Annotated in this window: 17 protein-coding genes; 10 read left to right on the forward strand and 7 right to left on the reverse strand. The window is 66.0% G+C overall.

Features of this window, described 5'->3' with window-relative positions; all coding sequences use genetic code 11:
* Positions 1-49 precede the first annotated feature (49 nt).
* The gene (locus TQ29_RS11540; RefSeq protein WP_157445575.1) at positions 50-1,537 is read left to right on the forward strand and encodes a hypothetical protein; all 1,488 of its coding nucleotides are present in this window, start codon (positions 50-52) and stop codon (positions 1,535-1,537) included.
* On the opposite strand, the gene TQ29_RS11545 is transcribed toward TQ29_RS11540, so the two are convergent.
* Both TQ29_RS11545 and galE read right to left on the reverse strand, forming a co-directional pair.
* Complete coding sequence (locus TQ29_RS11545; protein WP_162231823.1) at positions 1,492-2,586, reverse strand: glycosyltransferase family 2 protein; 1,095 nt, start codon at positions 2,584-2,586, stop codon at positions 1,492-1,494. The genes TQ29_RS11540 and TQ29_RS11545 overlap by 46 nt on opposite strands.
* 36 nt (positions 2,587-2,622) lie before the next feature.
* Positions 2,623-3,672, reverse strand: coding sequence for a UDP-glucose 4-epimerase GalE (gene galE, locus TQ29_RS11550; protein ID WP_054539279.1), 1,050 nt, complete (start codon positions 3,670-3,672; stop codon positions 2,623-2,625).
* Positions 3,673-3,904: 232 nt separating this feature from the next.
* Between galE and TQ29_RS11555 the strand changes: the two genes are divergently transcribed.
* Complete coding sequence (locus TQ29_RS11555; protein ID WP_054539280.1) at positions 3,905-4,993, forward strand: polysaccharide deacetylase family protein; 1,089 nt, start codon at positions 3,905-3,907, stop codon at positions 4,991-4,993.
* A 32-nt stretch (positions 4,994-5,025) separates the two neighbouring features.
* Positions 5,026-6,069 carry a glycosyltransferase family 2 protein gene (locus tag TQ29_RS11560; RefSeq protein ID WP_054539281.1) on the forward strand — a complete coding sequence of 348 codons (1,044 nt, stop codon included), beginning with the start codon at positions 5,026-5,028 and terminating at the stop codon, positions 6,067-6,069.
* Here the strand turns inward: TQ29_RS11560 and TQ29_RS11565 are convergent.
* Positions 6,066-7,829 (reverse strand): ABC transporter ATP-binding protein, encoded by a 1,764-nt coding sequence (locus TQ29_RS11565; RefSeq protein WP_054539282.1) that lies wholly within the window; start codon positions 7,827-7,829, stop codon positions 6,066-6,068. The genes TQ29_RS11560 and TQ29_RS11565 overlap by 4 nt on opposite strands.
* 202 nt (positions 7,830-8,031) lie before the next feature.
* Between TQ29_RS11565 and TQ29_RS11570 the strand changes: the two genes are divergently transcribed.
* Positions 8,032-8,754, forward strand: coding sequence for an alpha/beta fold hydrolase (locus TQ29_RS11570; protein ID WP_157445576.1), 723 nt, complete (start codon positions 8,032-8,034; stop codon positions 8,752-8,754).
* A gap of 84 nt (positions 8,755-8,838) precedes the next feature.
* A complete protein-coding gene (locus tag TQ29_RS11575; RefSeq protein WP_054539284.1) occupies positions 8,839-9,444 on the forward strand; it encodes a TetR/AcrR family transcriptional regulator in 606 nt (201 codons plus the stop codon).
* A 193-nt stretch (positions 9,445-9,637) separates the two neighbouring features.
* Here TQ29_RS11575 and TQ29_RS11580 read toward each other — a convergent pair whose 3' ends face one another.
* The 4 genes from TQ29_RS11580 to TQ29_RS11595 form a co-directional block, all read right to left on the reverse strand.
* Positions 9,638-13,021 carry an error-prone DNA polymerase gene (locus TQ29_RS11580; RefSeq protein ID WP_054539285.1) on the reverse strand — a complete coding sequence of 1,128 codons (3,384 nt, stop codon included), beginning with the start codon at positions 13,019-13,021 and terminating at the stop codon, positions 9,638-9,640.
* Positions 13,018-14,499, reverse strand: coding sequence for a DNA polymerase Y family protein (locus TQ29_RS11585; protein ID WP_054539286.1), 1,482 nt, complete (start codon positions 14,497-14,499; stop codon positions 13,018-13,020). Before TQ29_RS11585 ends, TQ29_RS11580 begins: the two co-directional genes overlap by 4 nt.
* Entirely contained in the window at positions 14,414-14,995 is a 582-nt protein-coding gene (locus tag TQ29_RS11590; RefSeq protein ID WP_037208999.1) for an ImuA family protein, read from the reverse strand. Before TQ29_RS11590 ends, TQ29_RS11585 begins: the two co-directional genes overlap by 86 nt.
* A 130-nt stretch (positions 14,996-15,125) precedes the next feature.
* Positions 15,126-17,486 (reverse strand): acetamidase/formamidase family protein, encoded by a 2,361-nt coding sequence (locus tag TQ29_RS11595; RefSeq protein ID WP_054540417.1) that lies wholly within the window; start codon positions 17,484-17,486, stop codon positions 15,126-15,128.
* A gap of 343 nt (positions 17,487-17,829) precedes the next feature.
* On the opposite strand from TQ29_RS11595, the gene TQ29_RS11600 reads away from it, so the two are divergent.
* The 5 genes from TQ29_RS11600 to TQ29_RS11620 all read left to right on the forward strand — a co-directional run bounded on the left by TQ29_RS11600 (position 17,830) and on the right by TQ29_RS11620 (position 24,779).
* A complete protein-coding gene (locus tag TQ29_RS11600; RefSeq protein ID WP_054539287.1) occupies positions 17,830-19,269 on the forward strand; it encodes an acetamidase/formamidase family protein in 1,440 nt (479 codons plus the stop codon).
* A 308-nt stretch (positions 19,270-19,577) separates the two neighbouring features.
* A complete protein-coding gene (locus tag TQ29_RS11605) occupies positions 19,578-21,032 on the forward strand; it encodes an NAD(P)-binding domain-containing protein (protein WP_082386611.1) in 1,455 nt (484 codons plus the stop codon).
* Positions 21,033-21,042: 10 nt separating this feature from the next.
* Positions 21,043-22,074, forward strand: coding sequence for a DUF5591 domain-containing protein (locus tag TQ29_RS11610; RefSeq protein WP_054539288.1), 1,032 nt, complete (start codon positions 21,043-21,045; stop codon positions 22,072-22,074).
* 3 nt (positions 22,075-22,077) lie between these two features.
* On the forward strand, positions 22,078-23,061 hold the full coding sequence (locus TQ29_RS11615; RefSeq protein WP_054539289.1) for a hypothetical protein: 984 nt from the start codon (positions 22,078-22,080) through the stop codon (positions 23,059-23,061).
* A 236-nt stretch (positions 23,062-23,297) separates the two neighbouring features.
* Positions 23,298-24,779, forward strand: a complete 1,482-nt coding sequence (locus tag TQ29_RS11620; protein WP_054539290.1) for a 4-hydroxyphenylacetate 3-hydroxylase family protein — start codon at positions 23,298-23,300, stop codon at positions 24,777-24,779.

Genomic DNA, 24,779 nt, shown 5'->3' on the forward strand with positions numbered 1-24,779 from the left:
TGCCGCGAAACACCACCCGTAATCATATTTCAGCCGGGCCGGAGACACCATGAGAAACGCAATTTCACCCCGGCTTTACAATAGCTTGTGGTACGCGGCCGCGCTGGCCGCCTGCCTTGTGATGTGGGCGGTGAACCGCGCGCCGCTGGCCTATGTGGACACGGGCGCCTATTTCGCCCAGGGCGCGGCCTCGGCCGATGCGCTGGGGCTGGATTTTCGGCGTGACACGGCCGGCGCCGAGGGCGGGGGCGCGTCCGGCTCGGGGCAGAACGACGATGTCGTCACCGGCAGCCGCTCGGCCACCTACGCGCTGTTCCTGACGCTTGCCACCCGCGCGCTTGGCGCGGGCGCGGCCCCTGTGCTGCAATCGGCGCTGCTGGTCCTGGCCGTGTTTCTGACGTTCCGCGTGGCGTCCCGCACAGCGCCCGGGGCCCCGCAAACCGTGCCAAAAACCGCGCCGGCCACCGCCCTTGCCATCGGCGCCGCCTGCCTTGGCTCCGCCGCTTTCTACACCGTCTATCTGATGCCCGACATCTTCACCCCGATCATGATCCTGTGCCTCTCGGCGCTGACCCTCTTTGCCGGGGTCATGCGGTGGTGGGAAATGCTGCTGAGCGTTTTGCTGGCCGCCTGGGCCGTCACCACCCACCCGTCGCACCTTCTGATCGCGGGGCTGGCAGTGCCTGCCGCGATCCTCGTGGCGCTGGCCATCCGGCCCCGGCGCGGATGGCTGGGCATCGCCCTTGTCGGCCTCGTCGCGGTGGCCGGTCTGGCCGAGCGCGCCGCGTTCAAGACGGTTGTCGAAACCGTTCAGCATGCCGAGGTGGTGTATCAGCCGTTCCTGACCGTGCGCTTCATCGTCGACGGCCCGGGGATGGACAGGCTGGCCGATGTCTGCCCGTCCGACACGCTGGCCACATGCGATCTCTACGCCACGCTCGAGGATCACCCGGAACGGATCGACGCCAGCCAGATCATGTTCGGCAAATCCGACGAACTGGGTTCTTTCGCGCTGCTGGACGGCGAGACGCAAAAGCGCATCGCCTATGAACAATCCGCCTTCGTCTCTGATGTGATCCGGACCCATCCGGTGGGTGTGGCGCTGGCGGTTCTGGGCAATATGGTCGAACAGCTTGAAACCGTCAGCATCGTCATGACCCTGCCGATCGACAACACGCTGGAGCTTATGGCCGCGATGACCGACGAGTTGCCGCAGGTCCTGTGGCAGTCGCGCCTGACACAGGTGCCGCCCTGGCTGGACGAGGTCGAGGCGTGGCACCGCATCCTCTATCGCCTCAGCGCGGTTCTGGTTCTGGCCCTGATGGTGATGCCCCACGCCGGGCCACCGGCGCGGATACGCGGTTTCGTGGCGATGGTTCTGCTGGGGGTGCTGGCCAATGCGCTGGTCTGCGGCGGCATTTCCCAACCGGCGGAGCGCTATGGGGCGCGGGTGATCTTTCTGCTGCCGATGATGCTTGTTGTGCTGCTGGCCTATATGCCCTTCTGGCGGCGCGAACAGGTGCCGGTGGCCGGCTGAGGGATCGCCTCGCGCCGCGCCGCATCGGCGGCGTCGAGCCTGCGCCGGTGCCACGATGTCAGCAGCATATGGCCATGCCACGGCGCGCGCACCGGATCGGCCTGCAGGAAATCGGTGCCGACCTCCGGATCGCGCTGCGGGCCGATGCCAAGCGCCGCGCACAGCTTCCACCGGGCGATCAGCGCCAGCGTCAGCAGCGTGTAGAGCGGCTGCCGCTTCAATACGCACCACAACAGCGCCCGCGCGCCCGCCACATCGCCACCATGCAGCATGTGCAGCACATAGCCGACCGTCCGCGCCCGCCCCAGCCGGAACACCCAGCCCGGCACATCGGGGTCCATCTCTTCGATCAGGTCCAGCGCCCGCAGGTTCGAGCGTGCCGCCCGCTTGTGGCCCAGCGACATGTTATGCGGATGCATCCGGTAACCCACCAGCGCCTCGGGGCAGCAGCCGGCCGGGCCGATGGTGGAAAGCTGAAGCTGCAACAACAGATCCTCCGCCCCTTCGATCCCCCAGCCGCGCAGCCGCGGATCATGCCCGCCAAACCGCCGCGCAAGCTCTGTCGGGATCATGATGCTGCTGACATTGCTGAAGAAATTGGTCGCGATCTGGCGGCAGAGCGTATGGCCGGACACATCCGTCAGGGTGCGGAAATTGGGCAGGATCCGGTCGTCCGTGTCGATCAGCCGATAGCCGGTGTAGACAAAGCTTGGCGGCTCGGGCGCATTCGCGAATACCGCGAGCTGCTTTTCGATCTTGGTCGGGTGCCACAGATCGTCGGCATCCAGCCAGGCGGTATATTCGCCCGACGCCTGCGCCAGGGCCAGGTTCCGCGCCGCCGCCACGCCCGCGTTCTGCTGGCGCAGCACGATGACGCGCTTGTCGCGGCAGGCCGCCCTTTCGGCCAGCAGGGGCGTGCTGTCGGTAGACCCGTCATCGACGACGAAGATCTCTAGGTTGCGGTGGGTCTGATCAAACACGCTCTGCAATGTCCGGCCCAGCGTCGCCCGGGCATTATATGCCGGGATGATCACAGTGACACGCGTCACGTTGTACAATCCATGCTGCCCGCCCCCGTCAGAGCCTCAGGCCTGCTGCCCGGCGGTTTCCGCAGCCTCCGGCTCCGACAGAAGCGTCGCCCGGTCCCAGTCGATCGCGGTTTTGAGGATCAAGCCGAGATCATCGAACCGTGGTGTCCAGCGTAACGCCTTCCACAACGCCTGAACATCCGCGACCACACTCGGAGAGTCGCCGGGCCGGCGCGGGCCAACGGCAACGTCGAACGGTCGATCGGCCAGCGGCAACGCGCGGTCGATCACATCCCGCACCGAAAACCCGCGCCCGTAGCCGCAGTTCAGCGTCATGCTCTGCCCGCCATGCAGAAGATGGGTCACCGCGGCGACATGGGCATCGGCCAGATCCGACACATGGATGTAGTCGCGCACGCAGGTGCCGTCGGGTGTGTCGTAATCCTCGCCGTTGATCACGAGGCTGGTGCGTCGCCCGACGGCCGCCTCCGACACGGCCTTTATCAGATGCGAGGCGTCCTTGCGCGGCCCCGCCCGCCCGCAGGGATCGGCGCCCGCGACGTTGAAATAACGGAAAATGACATGCCGCAGATCCGACGCCGCGCAAAGATCCCGCAACACCCATTCGGCGGCCAGTTTCGACCGCCCGTAGGGCGACATCGGCAGCGTCGGCGTGTTCTCCACCACCGGCGCGGAACCGGTATCGCCGTAAACCGCCGCAGTCGAGGAAAACACCACCGCCTTTATGCCCATGGCCAAGGCGGATTTAAAGAATGTACCAGCATTACAAAGGTTTGCCTGATAATATTCAACCGGCTTCTGAACCGATTCATCCACCCTGATCAGCCCGGCGAAATGCACGGCGGCATCTATGTTCATCTGCCGCATGATCAGCGGCAATGCGGGATCGGTGCAGTCGATCTGAATGAAATCCAACCCCTGCGGCACCGCGCGCTGCTTTCCCACCGACAGGTTGTCTATGCCGATCACCTGCCACCCGGCATCCAGAAAGGCGAGCGCGGTGTGGCTGCCGATATACCCGGCGACGCCAGTGATCAGGACAGTACGCGGCGAGGTAGACCAGGAATTACGGTCGATCTCCAACATGAAAAACTCATCCTTCAATCACAGACGATAGTGCCCCAAGGCAATCAGGATGGCGAATCGGACCCTGTGTAAAGAAGAACAATTCGCCTAATACATGTAGATTACATTGGTAATTTATTGACCACATTGATCTTTCTCAAGAAACAAGATTAGCTGTCAAAACATTGTCAGTCGGGGCTTATGCCCCTCAAATCATATGGAACGCCGCCCCGGCACGGCAGGAATTTCGAGCATGACGGACGCCAACGCCACCTCAGGCAAACACCCGCCCGATCACGGAAAACCCGGTGACCTGAAGACGTTACTGATTGCCCGGGCCCGCCGCGCGCGGCGGTTTCCGACACGGCTGCGCGCCGCTACCGCGCCGCATGGGATCGTGCTGCTCTATCACCGTATCGCCGAACCCTCCGCCGATCCCTGGGATCTGTCGGTCTCGCCCGAGAATTTCGCTCAACAGCTCGAGGTCCTGCGCCGATTCGGCGCCTGCAAGACCTTCACCGACCTGGCCGATACCCTGGCTGGCCCCGCCCCGCCCAAACGCTCGGTCGCCGTCACCTTCGACGATGGCTATCTCGACAATATGGCCGCCGGCCTGCCCGCGCTGAAGGCCGCCGGGGTGCCTGCCACCATCTTCGTCGCCACCGGCACGATCGGCGCGGCGCGGGAGTTCTGGTGGGATGCGCTGGTGCGTATTTTCCTGACGGGCGCCCCGCTGCCACCGACCCTGACGCTCGACATCGGCGGCGCGCGCCGGGAATGGGCCATCCCCGATGCGCCCGCGCAATCCTATGACGCGTGGAAGATGCCCCGCCGCCCCCCGCGCGATCCGCGGCTTCTGGCCTTTACCGAGGTGTGGCGGGCGCTGCTGATGGCGGACAATGACGACAGCATGCGCGCGATCGACGCGCTGGCCGCCTGGGCCGGGCTGCCGCCGCTGGGCGATCCGGCCGATCACCCCATGAACCGGGCAGAGCTGGACGAACTCGCCGCCTGTGACCTGATCGAGATCGGGGCGCATACGGTCTGGCATCCGCCGCTGGACATGATCCCGCCCGATCAGGCCGCCCGCGAAATCACCCAGAGCCGCGCCGATCTGGAAGGCTGGCTGGGCCGGCCCGTCACCAGCTTTGCCTATCCCTTCGGCAAGTATGACCGCAACGTGCTGGAGCACACGCAGGCAGCCGGTCTGCGCTGCGCCTGCACCGTCTACGAAGACATCGCGACCACCAGGTCAGACCCGTTCCAGATCCCGCGCATCCATGTGAAAAACTGGCCCGGAGACATGTTCGAAGCCATGCTCAGAGAGTTCACGGGCCCCTGAGACAACCCAACGCCACCTTCCGGGACAGCAAAATGACGAGTGAGACGACTTCCGTAACGACCGCACCCGGCGATGCGCCGAAGGTTTCAGGCATCATCATCTTCCTCAATGGCGAGGCCTATCTGGCAGAGGCCATCGAAAGCGTTCTGTCGCAGACCATGACCGACTGGGAACTGATCCTGGTCGACGACGGGTCCACCGACGGCGCCACCGCGATCGCGCAGCGCTATGCCGCCGCCCACCCCGGCCGCATCATCTATACCGAGCATCCGGGCCACGAAAATCGCGGCATGAGCGCCTCGCGCAATGCCGGGCTGCATCTGGCGCGCGGCGAATTTATCGCCTTTCTCGATGCCGACGATATCTGGTTGCCGGAGCGGCTCGCGGTGCATACCCGCATCCTGGCGGAGCACCCGGATGTGTCCATGGTCATGGGGCCGACGCTGCTATGGTCGAACTGGAACAGCGAAAACCTGCCGCGCCGCCGTCCCTGGCTGGCCTCCGACATCCAGACGGAGCTGGGCCTGCCGGTCGGCCAGGTGCTGGAGCCGCCGATCGTCGCCATCGGCTTTCTCGAAAACCACGGCGGCAACGTGCCAGGTATCTGCAGCCTGCTTGTCCGGCGCGAGGATCTGCTGGCGGTCGGCGGGTTCGAGGCTTCGTTCCGCACGCTTTACGAAGATCAGGTGTTCTTCTTCAAGATGACCCTTCATTACCGGGTGATCACCACCGATCAGGTGCTCGACTATTACCGCCAGCACCCGGATTCAGCCTGCCATCAGGCCGGTGGGTCGGCGGGCGACGCGGCCATGCGCCCGGTCTTTCTGGAATGGTTGCAGGACTACATGATCAAGAACGGCTTCACCAGCCGCCGGCTGTGGCGCGCCTTCCGGGCCGAGATGTTCCGCTTCGACAGGCCGCGCCTGTGGCGGCTGCTGAATATCCCCACTGCCCTGACCGACCGGGTGAACATGCGTATCCGGCGCCTCGTGATCTTCCTGCTGACGCCGAGGTTCTACAATTATCTGCGGCGCCGGTTCCGGCTTGGCGTGGTGGATATCGAAGACGTGCACTAAGCGCGCGCCGCCTCTCGCGCGCGGCCGTTCTCGACGAAAACCGTGTGATCGGCGTCGATGCTCGGGGTGCTGCGATGGCTGACCACAAGGATCGTGCGCCCGCGCATCATTTCGGCGATGCGCCGGCGGATCCGGTCTTCGCGCGCCGGTTCGATCGCGCTCATCGCCTCATCCAGAATCAGGAATTCCGGGTCGCGCAACAGCGCCCGCGCCAGCCCGATCCGCTGCCGCTGCCCGCCCGAAAAGTTCAGGCCGCCCGCACCGATCCGCGCGTCGAACCCGTCGGGCAGACATTCGATATCATCCAGAATCTCGACCATTTCGCAGACCGCGCGGATCTCCTCGATGGTCGCGTCATGGGCGGCAAGGCGGATGTTCTGCTCCACCGTGCCCTCGATCAGCTCCACATCCTGCCCGGCAATCGCAAGCCGCGACAGCCAGCTTGCCCGCGTGAAATCGTTCAGATCGGCGCCATCGACCAGTATCCGCCCTGAATCTGGCTCGTAGAGCCGCAGCAACAGGTTCATGACCGTCGTCTTGCCCGATCCGCTGGGCCCCGACAGGGCCGTCGTCTCGCCCCGCCGGATCGTGAAGCTCGCATCACCCAGGCTGGGCCCGCGCCGCGGATCGTGGAAGAAGTTCACATTCTCGAACCGCACCTCGCGTGCCAGGCCCGGAAAGGTCAGCGTGCCCTCGGTCGGCCAGGGCTTGTCGGAGCGGTCGAGCATCTCGCGCACGTTTCGCAACGAGGCCTGCATCTCGGCCAGCGCCATGCGGTGGGTCTCGATCTCCTGCAGATGCGGCTGCAACCGGAACAGCAGCAGAACCGCCGCCACGATCGTCGGCACATCGACCCCGGCCGCCTTGGCCACCAGCGCGATGATGATCAGGGTGGAAATGCTGCCCAGCTCGCCCAGCGGGCCGATCAGAGCCTTGATCCGCTCTGTCCGCACCGCCAGCCGGCGCACTCGCGACGACGCGCTGCCGAACACCCGCAGCACATAGCTCTCCTGCGCGAATACCCGCAAGGTGCGCATCCCGGTCAGGCTGACCAGCATCCGCTCCGCCAGGATCTGGTTGGCCTCCAGCGTTTCCTGGCCCAGCCGCCGGACCGGGCGCGCCAGCAGCCGCAGCAGCGCGAACACCGCCACGGCGCAGACCAGCGCCGTCAGCCCCACCACCCATGACAGGGCGAAAATGCCCAGCCCGAACACCAGAACGGCGCACATGTTCACCACGATCCGCGCGATCGAGAAAAACGCGCCTGACACCGTCCATGTTTCCGTCGCCAGCGTATGGATCAGCTCGCCATGTTCACGCTGCTGCAGGAACCGGTAGCCCACCGTCACATATTGCCGGTGCACCATGTCGCGCAAGCGCTCGGCCACGAGGTTCAGCATGGTCGCGGCCATGAGCTGATAGGCATAGATCAGCAGGGCGTTGAACAGGATCAGCATGAAGAACACCACGGCGATCAGCGAGGCCGACGCGCCGAAAACGTTCTGGATCGCGCCGTAAAGCCGCGCCAGAAGGCCGCCGCCCTCCATGATCTGGGCGCTCTGATCCAGCAGCGCGAACAGCAGCATGACCGCCAGACCGATGCCCAGCGTCTCGGCCAGCGCGGCGCCAAGGCCGAGCACGACCATCAGCAGCGCCGCCCATTTCTGTTCGGTGAAATAGGCCGCCAGCCGGGCGGTTTCGCGCAGCGGCGTGGCGGGTCTGGCCCGAGCCTCCCCGGATGTTGAATGCGCGCCTGTCACATCACCCCCCGTTTTCCGTCACTCTCTACAGATACCGCCCGACTGTCGCCTGCACAGATTGCCGCGCAAGCGCGCTGATGCGGAATTTTCAAAGGATGCGCCGGCCTGTCTCCTGGCCGCAACAGGGGCACGGGCGGTTTGGCTTGACTTTGCCGGGCCGAACGATGACTTCAAGGCGCATGAGCCGACAACCGAGGCAAACATGGCGCGCCTGATCCTTGTACATGGCGCCTGGAGCTGCGCCCGAAGCTGGGGGGCGGTGGGGCCGCTTCTGGCCGCGCGCGGGCATGAGGTTGCAGTGCCCGACCTGCCCGGCCACGGCGCCGATCCAACCGCGCCCGAAAGCGTGAGCCTGGCGGATTACGCCCGCGCGGTTGCCGCGCTGCTGCCAGAGGGGCCGCCCGCGGTTCTGATCGGCCATTCCATGGCCGGCATGGTCATCTCGGCGGTGGCCGAGGCGATGCCGGAGCGCGTGGCGCATCTGATCTATCTGGCCGCGTTCCTGCCGCGTGACGGCGACAGCCTGCTGTCGCTGAAAAAGCGCGAGGGTCCGACCATCGGCGCGGCGGTGATCCCCGGCCCGGTGAAAGGCACCACCCGGCTGGCCCCCGAGCTTGCGGCGGATTACCTGTTTCACGATGCCACGCCCGCACAGCGCGCCGAAGGCCTGCGCCATCTGGGGCCCCAGTCCAACGCGGCACAGACCGATCCGGTGCATCTGACCGCCGCGCGCGTCGGCTCGGTGCCCAAATCCTATATCCTCTGCGCATCGGATCGCACCATCACGCCCGCGCTGCAAAAGACCATGGCCACCGAAACCGCCTGCGCGGCGGTTCACACGCTGCCGACCGGGCATTTCCCGCAGCTGACCGCGGCCCCCGAGCTGGCAGAGCTTCTGAACAGGATCATTTCACAGGCTGCGTGACCGGCCCCGCCGCCGGAAAACTCAACCGTTGACGCATGGGAAACTGCATGCCACGCTTGAACCACGTTCAGGACGGAGGCAGCCATGGCCCGCAACCCCAATCCGAAACGCGATGCCCTGCGGGCCAGGCTTCTGGATATCGCCGAGGCCGAGATCGCCCGTGGCGGCATCGTCGCCCTGCGCGCCCGCGATCTGGCGCAGGAGGCGGGCTGCGCGCTGGGGGCGATCTATACGGTCTTTGGTGATCTGGGCGATATCGCGGTCGAGGTGAACCGCCGCACCATGGTGCATATGACCGCGCAGATGGCCCGCGCCGTCGAAGGGCTGGCGGAAGAGGCGCCCACCGATGTTCTGATTACCCTGTCCCACGCCTATCTGGCCTATGCCGAAACCGAGGCCCCGCGCTGGAGCACGCTGTTTTCCATCGGGCTTTCGCCGGGGGAAGACACGCCGGGGTTTCACGATGCGATGGCCCCGCTGATCGCGCTTTACGCCGGCCCGCTGGCCCGGCTTTCGCCGGTCAACACCGACCGCACCAATATTGAAAACGCCCGCATCCTGTTCGCCACGGTCCACGGGCTGGTCGCGCTGGGGCGCGAGCCGCGCCTTTCGGTGATCGACCGGCGCGAACTCGACCGCGCGATCGCCCGCGTGGTGGCGGTGCTGACCGACCGCAAGGAACTGCTGTAGACAGCCCCCGATACTAGCGCCTTCCCAGGAACCGGCCACCCGAATGATCTGATCCCGGATGGATTTGCGCGCGCGGTTACGGGGCGCGCCGCTATCCGCAAGGCCCCCTCGGGCCGCGCTGTGGGCCCAAGCCGGCGGGCCCGGCACGAGAAAGGCGCTTGTTCTGCGAACAAACCAATCGCGGCGCGGGCCGTCAGTGAAAGTCCCGGCTGGGAAACAGCCGCTTGGCCTGTTCGCGTGGATGCCTGGCGCGGGCGGGCTGGTGGGGCTTGCGCGGCGCATCGTCGGCCCGGGGCTGCGTGATGCCGATAGCGTCATCAAGCGGGTGGCCCAGTTCGGCCAGCCGGTGTGACATATCCTCGATTTGTTGTGCGATCAGATGCACGACACTCCCCTCGCGCTGCAGATGCCCTGTAACCCGCAGCAGCCGCCCGCCCATGACGATACGGCGGAAGCGCTCATAGACTTTGGGCCAGACCACCACATTCGAAACGCCGGTTTCATCCTCCAGGGTCAGGAAGATCACGCCCGAGGCGGTGCCGGGGCGTTGGCGGGTGATGACAAGGCCACAGACGCTGGTGCGTTTGAGCGGTGCGGTGATCAGCCTGTCATGTGGTGTCAGGCCCGGCATGGTGGGGCGCAGCAATTCCAGCGGATGCGCCCGGAGCGACAGGCGCATCGAGACGTAATCCTCGACCACCTCCTCTCCCAGGTGCATGGCGGGCAGGTCCACCTGCGGTTCTTGGATGCTCTCCCCGTCGATCGGATCGTCGAACAGCGGCAAAGGGGCCTGTCCGCGAACGGCCCGGACCTGCCAGATCGCATCGCGCCGGGTCAATCCCATGTCGGCGAACGCATCCGCCTCGGCCAGCCGCTCCAGCACCGGCGGCGCGACACCGGCGCGCAGCCAGACCGATTCCGGCTGGCGATAACCGTTGCCGCGATGCCGGACGATCAGGTCCGCATCCTCTTTCCTGAAGCCCTTGATCTGCCGAAACCCGAGCCGCAGGGCCAGCGTGCCATCCATACGGCGCTCCAGCGTATTGTCCCACACGCTGCTGTTGACGCAGACCGGCCGCACCTCGACCTGATGTTCACGGGCATCGCGCACGATCTGGGCCGGGGCGTAGAACCCCATCGGCTGCGAATTGAGAAGCGCGCAGGCAAAGATTGCCGGGTGATGGCATTTCAGCCAGGCCGAGACATAGGCGAGCATGGCGAAGGCGGCGGCATGGCTTTCGGGAAAGCCGTAGTCGGCGAACCCCTCGATCTGCCCGAAACAGCGTTCCGCCACATCAAGGCCATAGCCGTTGCCCAGCATCCCGTTGATGAATTTGTCCCGGAAGGCCCCGATCGTGCCCATCCGCCGGAACGACGCCAGCGAGCGGCGCAGGTGGTCGGCCTCTTCGGCGGTAAAACCCGCGCCCACCACGGCGATCTGCATCGCCTGCTCCTGAAACAGCGGCACACCCAGGGTGCGTTTCGTGACCTCCTCCAGCGCCGGGCCGAACGGCTCCGGCACCTCCAGCCCCTGCCGCCGCCGGATATAGGGCTGAACCATCCCCCCCTGGATCGGGCCGGGGCGGACGATGGCGACCTCGATCACCAGATCATAGAAGGTCGCGGGCCGCATCCGGGGCAGGAAGTTCATCTGCGCCCGGCTTTCGACCTGAAACACCCCGATCGCATCGGCCCTTTGCAACATGTCGTAGGTCTGCCTGTCCTCTTGCGGGACGGTGGCGATCGTCAACGCCCTGTCCTCGTGCCGCTGCATCAGCCCGAAAGCCTTGCGGATACAGGTCAGCATGCCAAGGCCCAGCACATCGACCTTCAGAATGCCCAGCGTGTCGATATCGTCCTTGTCCCATTCGATGATCGTGCGCGCCTCCATCGCCGCGTTCTCGATCGGGCACAATTCGTCCAGCCGCCCCCTGGTGATGACGAAACCGCCCACATGCTGCGACAGATGCCGGGGAAAGCCGATGATCTCGCCGATCAGGCGGATGGTCTGGGCAAGCCGGCGGTCGGCCGGGTCGAGCCCCAGTTCGCGAATGCGCCCGGCATCGGCGCCACTGTTGGAATGGCCCCAGATCTGCCCCGAAAGACCGGCTGTCACATCCTGGGACAGCCCCATCACCTTGCCCACCTCGCGGATCGCGGCACGGCTGCGGAAATGGATCACGGTCGCGCATAGCCCGGCGCGGTGGCGGCCGTATTTTTCATAGATCCACTGAATCACCTCTTCGCGTCGCTCATGCTCGAAATCCACATCGATATCCGGCGGCTCGCCCCGGTATTTCGAGACGAAGCGCTCAAACACCATGGCGATCTGGTCGGGGCTGACATCGGTGATGCCGAGCAGATAGCACAGGATCGAATTGGCCGCCGAGCCGCGCCCCTGGCACAGGATGCCCTGCGAGCGGGCATATTGGACAATGTCGTGGACCGTCAGGAAATAGGCGGAAAAGCCCAGCTCCGCGACCAGCTTCAACTCTTTCGTCATCAGGCCGAGAACCCGCCCGGACGCGCCACCCGGATAGCGGCGCCCGAGCCCTTCGCGGGCCAGGCGCTCCAGCCGCTCCTGCGGGGCTTCGCCCTGAGAGGCTTCATCGGGATATTCATAGCTCAGCTCACTCAGGCAGAAGGCGCACCGGGCGGCGATTTCCAGGGTTCGGCGCAGGGCGGCGGGATGATCGCGGAACAGGCGCGCCATATCTGCGCCCCCTTTCAGGCGGCGTTCGGCATTGGGCAGGGCGCGGGTGCCGATCTGATCGATGGTGATATGCGCGCGCATGCAGGTCAGCACATCGGCCAGTTGCTTGCGGCTGGCCCGGTGCATCAGAACATCCCCCACCGCGACCATCGGCGCGGATGTCTTCTGGGCAAGGCGGGCGCAGGCAGTCAGCCAGGCCTGATCGGACCCGTCATACCGCGGCGCGGCCCCTACGAAGACATGGCCGGGGAAACTTTTGCGGACTTGCCGGATAGGCGCCTCGGCCACCTCCACGCCCGCGCGCGGCAGGGCGATCAGGATCATGCCGGTGCAGGATCGCAGCATGTCCGCCATGTCGAGGTGGCATTCGCCCTTCCCGGCCCGCCGCTTGCCCAGAGACAGCAGGCGTGTCAGCCGCTGATAGGCCGCCCGGTCCCGTGGCAGGGCGATCCAGTCCACGGGGCTGTCACGCAGGACCAGGCGGCAGCCAATGATCAGCCGGGGCAGTTTGGGTGCCGAAGGGCGCGAGATGCCTTGCGCATTGCCCAGCTCCTGCCGCGAGCAACTGTCGGTGCGGCATTGAGAGCGGATGCGGATCGCCTCTTCGGCCTCGCGCCGCAGTTCCTTCAGCGCCGAAAACGCCCGCACCACGCCCGCCAGCGAGTTGCGGTCGGTGATGGCGATGGCCTCGAGCCCCAGTTCGGCGGCCCGGGCGATCAGCTCCTCGGGATGAGAGGCCCCCGTGAGAAAGGTGAAATTCGAGGTGACGCACAGCTCGGCATAGCCCGGTGCGCCGGCCCCGCTCTGCAGCAGATCACGGCGGAAGGCCTTTACGGGCCGCAAATCACGGTTCACTTCGATCATGCGAATTCCCCCTGCACGAACCAGCCGGGGTTTTGCGGCGTATAATAAAGCCAGAGCCGCCGCCCCTGCAGGGTTTCCACCTGCCAGTAGTCGCGCACGCCACTGCGCCAGTTGTCATCCTCCAGCCACCATTCGGGGGCGATGCGTTCCGGCCCCGTTGCCCGCGCGGCCGCAAACGCCATGCGCCGCCAGCGGAAATGCTTTGGCGGGCGGGCGCCCGAACCCGCGATGGGCTCGGGCGGGAACAGGCGCAGGGGGCGCGGGCGCGGAGCCACCCACGGGCCGTTTTCCGGCGCGGAATAAGCGGCGGGGGCGATCAGAAAGGCGCGCTCGGGGATATGGCTGTCGGCGGGCAGAAAGCGCAGCACATTCTCCAGCCCGATACGGTTGCCGATACGGGTCACGAGATCATCCAGCCCGTCCTGCCCCGGCGGGCCGCCATGGCCGAGCTGTTGCATCGGCAAGGGCTCGATCTGGACCGCTTCAAGCCGCAGCTGGTCAATGCCGAAACCGGCCTCGATCCCTTCCACGCCGCGCCGGAACAGGGGCAAGATGCGGTGCGGATCCCGCATGGCGCTGGCAAGGCGCAGCTCGAGCTGCTGGCTGCCCTGATCGACGCGGCGCAGGGTCAGGCACAACACCCGCGCGCCCATCTCGTGGGCTTTCAGCCGGGCGCAAAGCCGGGACAGCAGGCGCTCGGTTCCGGCCATCACGTCATCGGCCAGGCCGATCGGGTCCGGCAGGGCCATCCGCACACCGAAATGAGGAGGGTCGGCCAGCGGGCTGATCTCTTCGGCCTGCGCGCCCGATGCCTGATCCAGGCGCAGCAACAGCCCCGGCCCAAAGCGCCGCGCCAGGGGCGCGCGGGGTGCGGCGGCCAGATCAGCCACTGTCCGCAACCCCAGCCGCTGCAGGGCCACCGATGTCGCCTGTTCCAGCCGCAGCGCCGCCACCGGCAGCGGCCCGAGCGCCGCCAGCGCCGCACCCGGGGGCGCCACGCCCTCGCCATGGCGGGCCAGCGCCCATGCCGCACCGCGCGTATCGGCCAGCCCCAGCCGCACCGACACCCCCGTCCGCGCCATCCGCGCGCGCATATCGGCCAGCATTTCGCCCTCGCCGCCCCACAGATGCGCCGAGCCGGTGATATCAAGCACCAGACCATCCGCGCCCTCCAGCCCCACCCAGGGGCAATAGCGCGTGGCCCAGCGGCGCAGGGCGTGCAGAAACCGCGCCTCCTGTGCCGGGTCGGCGGGCCTGGTGATCAGATCCGGGCAAAAGGCGCGCGCATCGGCATAGGCCATACCGCGGTGCAGGCCCTGCCCTTCGGCCAGCGCGTTCAGGCAAGAAAGCCGCTCGGCATTGTTCTGCTTCAGCGTCAGGGCGAAAGGCCCTTCAACCGGGCGCGCCCTGAGAACCCGGTCGCTTCCCAGCCGGGGGAACCACATCGAGACGACGCGCCGCTGCATCCCATCGAACATCCCAGACCCCAAGTGTTCCTGATTTGTTCTTGATAAGCTCCCATCGCATCCGAGTCGAGTCAGATGCGTCGAAAACCGGGGTGCAGTGCCAGCGGGTTTCGGCGGCATTGCTGCCCATCCCCTCGGGGATCAGGCACAGCCCCGTGGTGCCGCCGGACTTGGCCGCCAGTTGCAGCCGCCGGCCCGCCTTCAGGCTGAGGGGCGCGCCAAGCTCGACGATCACCAACGGCACGGCGCCATCGCCCAGCGCCACTTCGGCCACGGCCAGCGCTTCGCGCTGGTCACCGGCCCGCGCCACCAGCAAGCGCGCAGGATCGGCAAAGGCGCCGAAGGCAACCGGATTCACCTGCTCATGCCGCCAGGCCTCGACAACCCAGAGCACAGGGCCGCTGCCTTGCGCGCAGACCGCCCCGGCAAAACCGGGCGCCCCCGGCCCACAAGCTTCGTGGACGCGGGATTTGCGCAAGGGGAAATGGGCGGAAAGATCGGCAGGCATGGCCGCAATCTATCGCGCGACCGGCCCGAAAGAAAGCGCCTCTCATACGTCAACCTTTTCGGAAATCGCCCAGGCGCCTTCCCACCCACTCCCCGAATGCCGGGCCCGCGCCCCCTGGCCGCAAGCCCGTTCAGGAACCCGATGATCCACCCACGGCATTGCCGCTGTGCTTGTCGCCGAACAAGGAGCGCCGGATACTGACATGGACGCCGAAATTCCCATCCGCAACCTGGGTAACGCTGAAATCCGCCGCGACGGACAACAGCGCGTGGGCATCGTCTTCGGTCAAACCATAAGTGTCGATCAGAAAGCGGCGGGCCTGACGGAAAGCGTTTCGCAACGCGCGGTCAAGTGACGCGCGCGTGTAGACATCGGTCTGCGCGCTGCGGCCGAGATCGCGCAGGTGGTTTTCGAAACTGAAGCTCTGGATCACCCATTCCTCGGGCGTCTCGATCAGCGGCGTCGAGAGGCCCCGGATCTGCGGAACGGTCTGTGCCCCCGCCTTGTGCAGGCGCAGGCGGACCGTGCCGGTGAGCGACATCTCGAGCCCTGTGCCGTTGATCTCGCCGTCGCCCTGGCTGAAATGGCCGTCGCCGATCGACAGCAGCGCCCCCTCGACCGCGACGGGCAGATAGACGCGCGATCCCGGCCCGGCGCGCCAGTTGTCGACATTGCCGCCGAAATAGCCGGGCGGGATGCTGTCGACGATCTCCGCCTCGCGCGGGGCGACGCCGATGAAACCGAAATGCGGGCGCGCGGGGATGGTGACATTGTCGAGGGAAGGCCGCCGTTCGATCAGGCGATGATCGACCGGGATCCCCGGGTAATCCATCGTCTCATGCACCACGCCGAACGGGTCGGTCTGCGGTGTCCAGACATATTGATACAGCGCCCGCGCCTCGTCCGGCCGCTCGAGATCGACCTCGAAGATGGTGATCGTCTCGTGCCGCTTGGTGCCCTTGAGCGGGTCGTTGTACTGATATCCCCACCAGGCCGAGGCGTTCGAGCCGAACGCCTTGCCACGGTACAGCGGATTGGCCGAGGGGCGCGGGGCGATCTCGAGGATTTCGACCTCGAGCACATCGCCCGGCTCGGCGCCGTTGACATGGATCGGCCCGGTGCAGATGTGAACGCCAAAGCCCTCGCCCGCGCCGCGCCCGAAGATCGAGGCATCCATCGGCCCGGCGCCGCGCCGATCCACCGGCTTGGCCTCGCGGGTCCAGTGAAACACGCTTTGCGCGCCCGGATCGCCCTCGACAAAACGGGCGTAATCGTCACCGCCGTGCTGGGTCAGGGTTTCAACCCTGACCACCGCGCCGGACGGCACGTAAAGAACGGGCGGAATGGCGCGGCTGATATAGCCCCAATGCACCGTATCCGCACGGGCGGGCAACAGGAAATCAGCCATGTTGTCGGGGTTCGGCGCCGGTTCGGGCAGGTCCGAGGCCGGATCGCAGGGCTCGCCATGGGGCGGCGGAGGCTGGCCTTTCGCGGGATGCTTCACCGCACCGCCCGGATGGCCGCGAAACGCATATGGCAGGCGGGCCTCCAGATTGTCCTCGCGCAGGGCGCTGGCCGATATGCCGAAGGCCTCGCGGAACGAGCGGCTGAAATGCGACGCGCTGGCAAAGCCCCAGCGATGGGCGATCTGGGCGATGCTCACGCCATTCTGGCTGATGTTCAGAAGATCGGCCCGGCTGCGCTCCAGCCGCTTCTGGCGGACATAGCGCGAGAAGCTGTCGCCATGAAGCTCGAACAACCGCTGCACATAGCGCGCCGAAAGGCCCACCTGCCCCGCGATGTCGGCCAGTGTCAGATCGGGCCGCTGCAACCGTGTGTCGATCGCCGCCGCCACGCGCCGGAAATGGGCGACCTGCACCGGCGTCATGGCGCCCCCGTCGAAATCGGCCTCTCCGATCAGGGCGCTGCACAGCAGATCCAGCAGCGCGCCCTCGCTCGCGGCCAGATCCTCTTGCGTCAGGGCATCGAACTGCGCCCCCAGAACCCCCAGCATCGAGCGCGCCATGTCGGCGGCCACGGACCCGCCCAGCACAAGCGGCAGCCGGGGCTTCTGGCGGCCAAGGCGCGTCGCCACGGCCGAGCGGGGCAGTTCCAGCAGGATCGCCTTCGCATCCCCCGACCAGCGCAACTGCCAGTCATTGCCCTGATCGAGCACCGCCAGATCGTTCTGCGCGAAATATTGCAGGTGGCCCTGTGCCGAAAGAACGCCGCGGCTGCGCAGCGTCAGGACAAACAGAAGCGGGGCCGGCCGCGGCTGAACCCTGGCGGGGCGCAGATCCTGCGCCGGGGCCACGATCCGGCCGATCCGCAAGCCGCTGACCGATTGCAGAACGCTGAGCGCCCCGCTCAACCCGGCCCCGGCATCCTCCGCCGCCGCCAGCCCGAACGCCGCCAGGCGCTGGCGCCAGACATCGGCCCGTGCCGCTTCGGGAAAGGTCGAAAGATCCAGGTGATCGGGGTCAGATGTCATATCCATTGCTCCAAGCCTAACGCGCGGCCGCGTGATGCCGGGCCTGTAATCGTCTTGCGTTTTTGACTTTCCGCCACTATGCCGCTTTTTTGCGCGGAAGTGTCGCCACGCGCTTTTCACCATATGCACAATCTGTTGCCCGGGCGCGCAGCCCGGCATGGCACGCGCCCGCCCCTCCCCCTCCGACAGGTCCCATACCCTTCTGATTTTACGTCATATTCACGCCTTTTCAGGCGCGTGTGCAGGCGATTCTGCCGGTGTGGCGCAACGGTTGCCGGATTCGCCGGACTGCGTCCATTGCTAGGAACCACACCAAAGTGACCACCAGCAGGAGAGAGATAACATGTGCCGTGGAGATGATGTGAACTGCCCCGATTTCGAGACCCATTTCAAAGCCTTCAAGCAGGAGATCGACCCGGGCCGCCGGAATTTCCTGCGCAGCGGCATGCTGGGCGCGGCCGCGGGCGCGGCGGGCGGCCTGTCGCTCGTGACCCCGGCGCTGGCCCAGACCAGCGCCAGGAACGGCCCCGCCACGCCGTCTTTCCACTACCTTCCGGCCACTGCCGAGACCGTGCATTGGGGCTATTTCAGCAAGACCCTGAGCCCCCGCGTCGAAATCGACAGCGGCGATTTTGTCACCATCGAGACCCTGACCCACCATGCCGCCGATGATCTGGAGCGGATGGTCCAGGGCGATGAAGGCGCCGAGAGCGTGTATCTGTGGACCAAGGACAAGAAGGGCGTGGAACGGCGCGGGGCCGGTTCCACCGATCCGGCGGTCTACAAGATCGGCTCGGGCGAAGGACAGGGCGTGCATATCATGACCGGCCCGGTCTATGTGCGCGGCGCGGAACCCGGCGACGTGCTGGAGGTGCGGATCCTCGATTGCACCCCGCGCCCCTCGGCCAACCCCGAATTCACCGGCAAGAGCTTTGGCTCGAACGCCGCCGCCTGGTGGGGGTTTCACTATAACGACATGCTGAATGACGCCAAGCGCGAGGTCATCACGATCTACGAGGTTGATGCCACCGGCGACAAGAGCTGGGCCCAGGCGGTCTATAACTTCAAATGGGTGCCCCAGACCGATCCCTACGGCATCACCCACCCCACGATCGACTATCCCGGCGTGCCGGTCGATCACAGCCTGACCAGCCGCAACTACGATGTGCTCAAGGGCATCCGCGTGCCGATCCGCCCGCATTTCGGCACCCTTGGCGTCGCGCCGTCCGAGGCCGATTTCGTCGATTCCGTGCCGCCCAGCTACACCGGCGGCAATGTCGACAACTGGCGCATCGGCAAGGGGGCGACCATGTACTACCCCGTCGCGGTCGACGGCGCGCTGCTGTCGGTCGGCGACCCCCACGCCTCTCAGGGCGACAGCGAGCTTTGCGGAACGGCGATCGAATGTTCGCTGACCGGCACCTTCCAGCTGATCCTGCACAAGAAGGCCGATCTGGGCGGCACGCCGCTGGAAGAGATGGATCACCCGATGCTCGAAACCCAGACCGAGTGGCTGGTGCACGGCTTTTCGGTGCCCAACTACCTCGACACGCTGGGGCCGACCGCGCAATCCGACATCTATGGCAAATCCTCGATCGACGATGCGATGCGCGATGCGTTCCGCAAGATGCGGAAATTCCTGATGACCACCAAGGGCCTGACCGAGGACGAGGCGCATTCGCTGATGTCGGTCGGGGTCGATTTCGGTATCACGCAGGTCGTCGACGGCAACTGGGGCGTCCATGCGATCGTCAAGAAAGACATCTTCGCGGGCCGCGTCTGATCCGGCGTTTCAGGCATCCGGTGCGCGCGCCTTCGGGTCCGCGCACCGGGCTGTTCGGGGGGCGCCGGCACGCCAGCGGCCCCTGCGCCTTGCACGGCTGAACAAGATTTAGGCACAAGCGTGGACGAGCGCGCGTGTTTTCTTTGCTCGCTTGGCAGCGCACCGGGCGGGGCTTCCGCCCTTCTAAACCCCACCCCGGAAAATCCTTAGAACGGAGGCCGAGACAGGTCGTTGCAACCGGAGAAACGGGCACGCCCGAAGCCAGCCCCCTGAACGGGGGCGTCCATCCGCCCTGATCAGGAGTTTCCATGACCGATCCGCTCGACGCGTTGGCCGCGCAGGCGCAAGCCCAGCTTGACATGCTGTCCTATCCCGCGCGGCCATGGGTCGTTCCGCGCCAGCATGAGGGCACCGAGGTGCTGGACGTCGCGATCGTGGGCGCCGGGCAATCCGGCATGACCATCGCGCTCGGTTTGATGCGTGAGAACGTGACGAATATCCGCCTTTATGAACGGGCCTTGCCGGGCAAGGCCGGGCCCTGGCGCAGCTTCGCGCGGATGAAGACGTTGCGAACCCCGAAACATGTCTCCGGCCCCGAGATGGGGATACCGGCGCTGACGCCCGAGGCGTGGTACCGGGCCCGTTTCGGGGATCTGGCCTGGGCGCAGCTTGGCAAGATCCCGCGCGAAGACTGGCAGGATTATCTGGACTGGCTGCGCGACACGGTGAACCCGCCGATCCGGCACGGCGTCGAAGTGGTGGATCTGGAGCCCCTTCCCGGCGGCATCACCGCCGTTCGCCAGCGCGATGCCGCGGGGCGCGAGACGGTGGATTACGCCCGCGCCGTGGTGCTGACCCCGGGGATAGAGGCCACCGGCGCCTGGGCGGTGCCCGATTTCGCGCGCGCCGCCCTGCCCGAGCCGCTGTTTGCGCATACCGCCGATGACATCGACTTTGCCGCGTTGAAGGGCAAGCGTGTCGCCGTGCTGGGTGGCGGGGCCTCGGCCTTCGACAACGCCGCCCGGGCGCTGGAGGCGGGCGCGCATGTGGATATGTTTGTGCGCAGGCCGAAACTGCCGCCGGTGAACCCCTATCGCTGGATGGAGTTCACCGGCTTTCTGCGCAATTTTCCGGATCTGGATGATGCGAGAAAATGGGCGTTCATGCAGCGGATCTTCCGCATGAACCAGCCGCCCCCGCAGGACACCTACAACCGCTGCGCCGTGTTCGGGGCCTTCCGCATCCATTATGAAAGCCCCTTCACCGATCTGCATGAGGCCGGCGGCAAGATCCGCATCACCACGCCAAAGGGCGGTTTCGACGCGGATTTCCTGATCGTGGGCACCGGCATGGTGGTGGATTTCACCGCCCGGCCAGAGCTGCGCCGGATGGCCGCCGACATCGCCACCTGGGCCGACAGGCACGGGCCCGCGCGTGGCCCCGGGGATTACGGGCTGGGCAGCTATCCCTATCTGGGCGATGCCTTCCAGTTCCGGGGCAAGACCGAAGAAAGCGACGCCATGCTCGCCCGGCATTACTGCTACACCTTCGCGTCGATGGTGTCACAGGGCTGCTCCGCCGGCATCTCGGCCCTGAAATTCGGGGCCGAGCGGGTGGTGCGCGGCATCACGCGGCAGCTTTTCACCGAAGATGCCGACGCCCATCTGGCCGCACTGATGGCCTATGACGAACCCGAACTGCGCCCCGAGGCCGCGCCCATGCCTGATCCCGCCCTTGCCGATTCCAGCGAAACACCTGTGTGAAAGGTTTCAGATGTCGAACAAAGTGATCGTCGAAGACAAGGCGGACCGGTTCCACCAGTCGCAGGAAAAGATCCAGCCCCCCTATGCGCTGGACCCCGAGCTGTGCCTCTACAGCCCGCAGGACAACCTCGAATCCCTCACCCATCCGCGGATCGCCGACTGGATCGCCTTCATCACCGAGCGCTACATGCCGGAGCTGCCGCAAGAGGGGCGCAAGGTGCTGCTGATGCTGCCCTGCACGGCGACAAAGCCCTATCCCTTTTCCTCGGAACATCGGGCGATCAACCGGCGGCTCTACGACGAAGGCTTCCGCCCCATCGCCCGCCAGCCGCTGGCGCAGGAGCTTTGCGCGCGCCTCGGGCCGGACGATCCGCAAGAGCTGATGGACGTCTCGATCCTGAGCGACGGCAAGGGGACGTATATCCACCGCGCGGTGATTTCCGAGCCCATGGCGCTGGTCCCCTACGAAACGGTTACCGGGTACGAGGGCAAGCCCTCGCCCTCCCATGCCTACGACGATCCGGGGCTTTTCGAAAAGCGCGGCAATGCGGTCTCTCCCTGGCGGGCGGACAGCACGGCGCAACAGGTCGGGCCCGGCAAGTGGATCTGGGGCGCGAACGAGAAACGCGCCTATGTCGAGATGCACAATATCATGGCCACCTTGCTGGCCAAGGTAATGGAACGGATCGGCGGGCTTTACGATGCGCGGATTTCATGGGTGGCGCCCGGCCTGACGCACCGCAGTTTCGTGCTGGAAAAGGCGGCGCGCAAGGAACACGGCGTCACCGCCTCCAAGCTTTGCGGCACAGAGCGGCTGGCCTTCGTCGGTGCCAACGATCTCCTGCCGCCCGAGCTTCGCATCACCTGCCTGCCCGAGACCGCCGATTGCACCGATGCGATAGAGCAGCTGGCGCGGCGTCTCGGCACCACGCCCGATCGTGTCGGCGGGGCCTGGTCGCGGGGCGGCGCCAATGCCACACCGCTCGCCCTGCCCGAACTTCTCGACGTGCTGATCACCCGCATTCACCAACTGGAAAGCTGAGCCATGACGTTGAAACTGAGTATAGGGGCCTCTGACTGCGACCGTATCCGGCCGCTGATCGACGGGGCGGTCACGATCGACGGGGTCGAGGCCGATTGGCATGTTCACGGCGTGCAGCAGCTTTTCAACGAACAATGCACGCACCATACCTATGACGCGGCCGAATTTCCGCTGGCAACCTATCTGCGTGATCTCGAAGGCGCGCGGCGCTATCTGGCGCTGCCGGTCTTTCCCTCGCGCCATTTCCGCTTTTCCTGCGTCTTCGTGAACAAGGCCGCCGGGCTGAAGGCCCCCGCCGATCTGGCCGGCAAGCGTGTCGGCATACCGATCTGGGACATGGCCGCCGCCGTCTGGCTGCGGGGAATTTTCGACGAACACCATGGCCTCGACATGCGGGCGCCGGTCTATGTGACCAACGGGCTGGAGTTCGGCCGCACCGCCGACGAGCACCCGCAGGCCTATCCCGGCGGGTTCGAGATCATCCACGCCAGCGATGACGGCGGGCTGGCGAAGATGCTGGCGGACGGCAAGATCGACGCGCTCTACACCGCCGGCGCCCCGTCAACCTATGCCCCCCATGATCCGGATTGCCCCGTCGCGCGGCTGTTTGATGATCCGGTGGCGGCAGAGACGGCCTATTACCAAAAGACCGGGATCTTCCCGCCGATGCATATCTTCGCCCTGAAACGCGAGATCGCCGAGGCCAATCCGGGCCTGACACGGCGCCTTTACGCCGCGCTCTGCGATGCGCAGGGCGAGGCGCGCGCACGGCTTTTCAACAGCGCCGCGCTCAACGTCATGCTGCCATGGCTGTTCGACCACCTGCTGGAAAGCGAACGCAGGCTCGGCGCGGATTACTGGGCCGCCGGCTTCGCGGCCAATCGCGAGACGCTGGAGACCGTGATAGGCTACATGAGGAACGAGGGCCTGCTGACGACAGATTTGACGGCCGGGGACATGTTCGATGCCGATATGCGCGCCACCTGAAAAGCCCCGCACGGGGGCAGGCAGGATATGGCCGCCCCTGCGCTCTGAAATGCCTGTGCCTGCGGGGCGTTTTCTGCGGGATTGACCCACTTGCGCCGCCTTTCCAGACTTGCCGCGACACCCCGTCGCCGGATCCGAAAAAGGGCAAGTGGAGACGGGGGCCGTTTGCAAACCAGATGCCCGCGGTGCATCGCAGGATAAGATTCCCCTGCGCCGCCGAGACCGGAGTTTACCCCATGCCCAAGAACGGCGCCGCCCACCTTGCAAGCCTTCAGGACGACCGCTGCGTCTTCATCGATGGCAAGCGGGTCGAGAATGTCACCACCGATCCCGCCTTCAGGGGCGCCGTGGCCTCGGCCTGCGCCCTTTATGATTACCAGGCCGCACCCGAGAATATCGAGACGATGACCTTCGCCTCGCCAAAGACCGGCGCGCGGGTGAACAAATCCTGGATGATGCCCACCAGCCACGCCGAGCTTGTCGCGCGGCGCGTGTCGATCGAACGCTGGTCGGCACAGACCTGCGGCATGCTGGGCCGGTCGCCCGATCACGTCGCCTCGACCTTCGTGGGTTTCCGCATGGGGCTGGATGTGTTCGGCGCGAATGATCCCAAACGCGCCGCCGCGCTGGCCGATTATTTCGACTACATCCGCGACAATGACATGTTCCTGTCCTACGTGATCGTCAATCCGCAGGCAGACAAGGCGAAATCCGCCTCCGGCCAGCCCGACAAGAACCTCGTCGCCTCCATCGTTGATGAAGACGCCGAGGGCGTGACGATCCGGGGGGCCAAGATGCTGGCCACCTCCGGTATCCTGGCGAACGAGATCATGGTGTCGGGCTTTCAGGCACTGCAGCAGGGCGACGAGGATTACGCCTTTACCGTCGCCATGCCGCTGGCGACCAGGGGGCTGAAACTCTTGTCGCGCCGCTCTTACGAAGGCGCGGCCACCTCGACCTTCGACTACCCGCTCTCCGCGCGCTTCGACGAGAATGACGCGGTGGTGGTCTTCGACGATGTCAAAGTGCCGTGGGAGCGGGTCTTCGTCTACAGGGATCTGAAGATGGCGCAGGCCCAGTGGCACCAGACCCGCGCCCATGTGATGCAGAACTATCAAAGCATGATCCGGCTGACGCAGAAGCTGCATTTCCTGCTGGGTCTGGCGCGCAAGATCGCCGATCTGAACAACATCATCACCTATCCGCAGGTGCGCGAACAGCTCGGCCTTATCGCCGCCAAGGTCGCCAACATGGATGCGCTTGTCATCGCGATGGAAGCGAAAGGCGAGCAGTTCGGGCAGTATTTCGTCCCCGACCGCAGCCTGCTGTGTACCGCGCAGGTGGTGGCGCAGACGACCTATCCCGAGATCGTCGAGGCGATCCGCCTGTTGTCGGGGGGCGGCATGATCATGGTGCCGTCATCGCATCTGGATTTCGCGGCGGACGAAACCGCCGACATCATCGCCCGCACCCAGCGTTCGCCCGTTGCCGGTTCGCACGACCGGGTGAAGCTGATGAAACTGGCGTGGGATGCGGTCGGGTCAGAGTTCGGCTCGCGGCACCTGCAATACGAGATGTTCTATTCCGGCGCGCAATTCGTGACCCGCGGCAACAGCTTCCGCTTCTTCGATTGGGACAACGCCAAGACCCGGGTGGATGATTTCATGGCCAGCTACGATCTCGACGTCGAGAACAAGCTGAACGTCGCGGCGGAGTGA

Source organism: Actibacterium sp. EMB200-NS6, assembly GCF_001305615.1.
In the GTDB taxonomy this organism is placed as follows: Bacteria; Pseudomonadota; Alphaproteobacteria; order Rhodobacterales; family Rhodobacteraceae; genus Actibacterium_A; species Actibacterium_A naphthalenivorans.

Bases quoted from the DNA above. Each gene is read 5' to 3' on its own strand.
- TQ29_RS11540 (WP_157445575.1), top strand. From the start codon at position 50: ATGAGAAACGCAATTTCACCCCGGCTTTACAATAGCTTGTGGTACGCG.
- TQ29_RS11585 (WP_054539286.1), bottom strand. From the start codon at position 14,499: ATGTTCGATGGGATGCAGCGGCGCGTCGTCTCGATGTGGTTCCCCCGG.
- TQ29_RS11615 (WP_054539289.1), top strand. From the start codon at position 22,078: ATGACGTTGAAACTGAGTATAGGGGCCTCTGACTGCGACCGTATCCGG.
- TQ29_RS11595 (WP_054540417.1), bottom strand. From the start codon at position 17,486: ATGACATCTGACCCCGATCACCTGGATCTTTCGACCTTTCCCGAAGCG.
- galE (WP_054539279.1), bottom strand. From the start codon at position 3,672: ATGTTGGAGATCGACCGTAATTCCTGGTCTACCTCGCCGCGTACTGTC.
- TQ29_RS11600 (WP_054539287.1), top strand. From the start codon at position 17,830: ATGTGCCGTGGAGATGATGTGAACTGCCCCGATTTCGAGACCCATTTC.
- TQ29_RS11570 (WP_157445576.1), top strand. From the start codon at position 8,032: ATGGCGCGCCTGATCCTTGTACATGGCGCCTGGAGCTGCGCCCGAAGC.
- TQ29_RS11580 (WP_054539285.1), bottom strand. From the start codon at position 13,021: ATGATCGAAGTGAACCGTGATTTGCGGCCCGTAAAGGCCTTCCGCCGT.
- TQ29_RS11610 (WP_054539288.1), top strand. From the start codon at position 21,043: ATGTCGAACAAAGTGATCGTCGAAGACAAGGCGGACCGGTTCCACCAG.
- TQ29_RS11605 (WP_082386611.1), top strand. From the start codon at position 19,578: ATGACCGATCCGCTCGACGCGTTGGCCGCGCAGGCGCAAGCCCAGCTT.
- TQ29_RS11590 (WP_037208999.1), bottom strand. From the start codon at position 14,995: ATGCCTGCCGATCTTTCCGCCCATTTCCCCTTGCGCAAATCCCGCGTC.
- TQ29_RS11555 (WP_054539280.1), top strand. From the start codon at position 3,905: ATGACGGACGCCAACGCCACCTCAGGCAAACACCCGCCCGATCACGGA.
- TQ29_RS11620 (WP_054539290.1), top strand. From the start codon at position 23,298: ATGCCCAAGAACGGCGCCGCCCACCTTGCAAGCCTTCAGGACGACCGC.
- TQ29_RS11575 (WP_054539284.1), top strand. From the start codon at position 8,839: ATGGCCCGCAACCCCAATCCGAAACGCGATGCCCTGCGGGCCAGGCTT.
- TQ29_RS11560 (WP_054539281.1), top strand. From the start codon at position 5,026: ATGACGAGTGAGACGACTTCCGTAACGACCGCACCCGGCGATGCGCCG.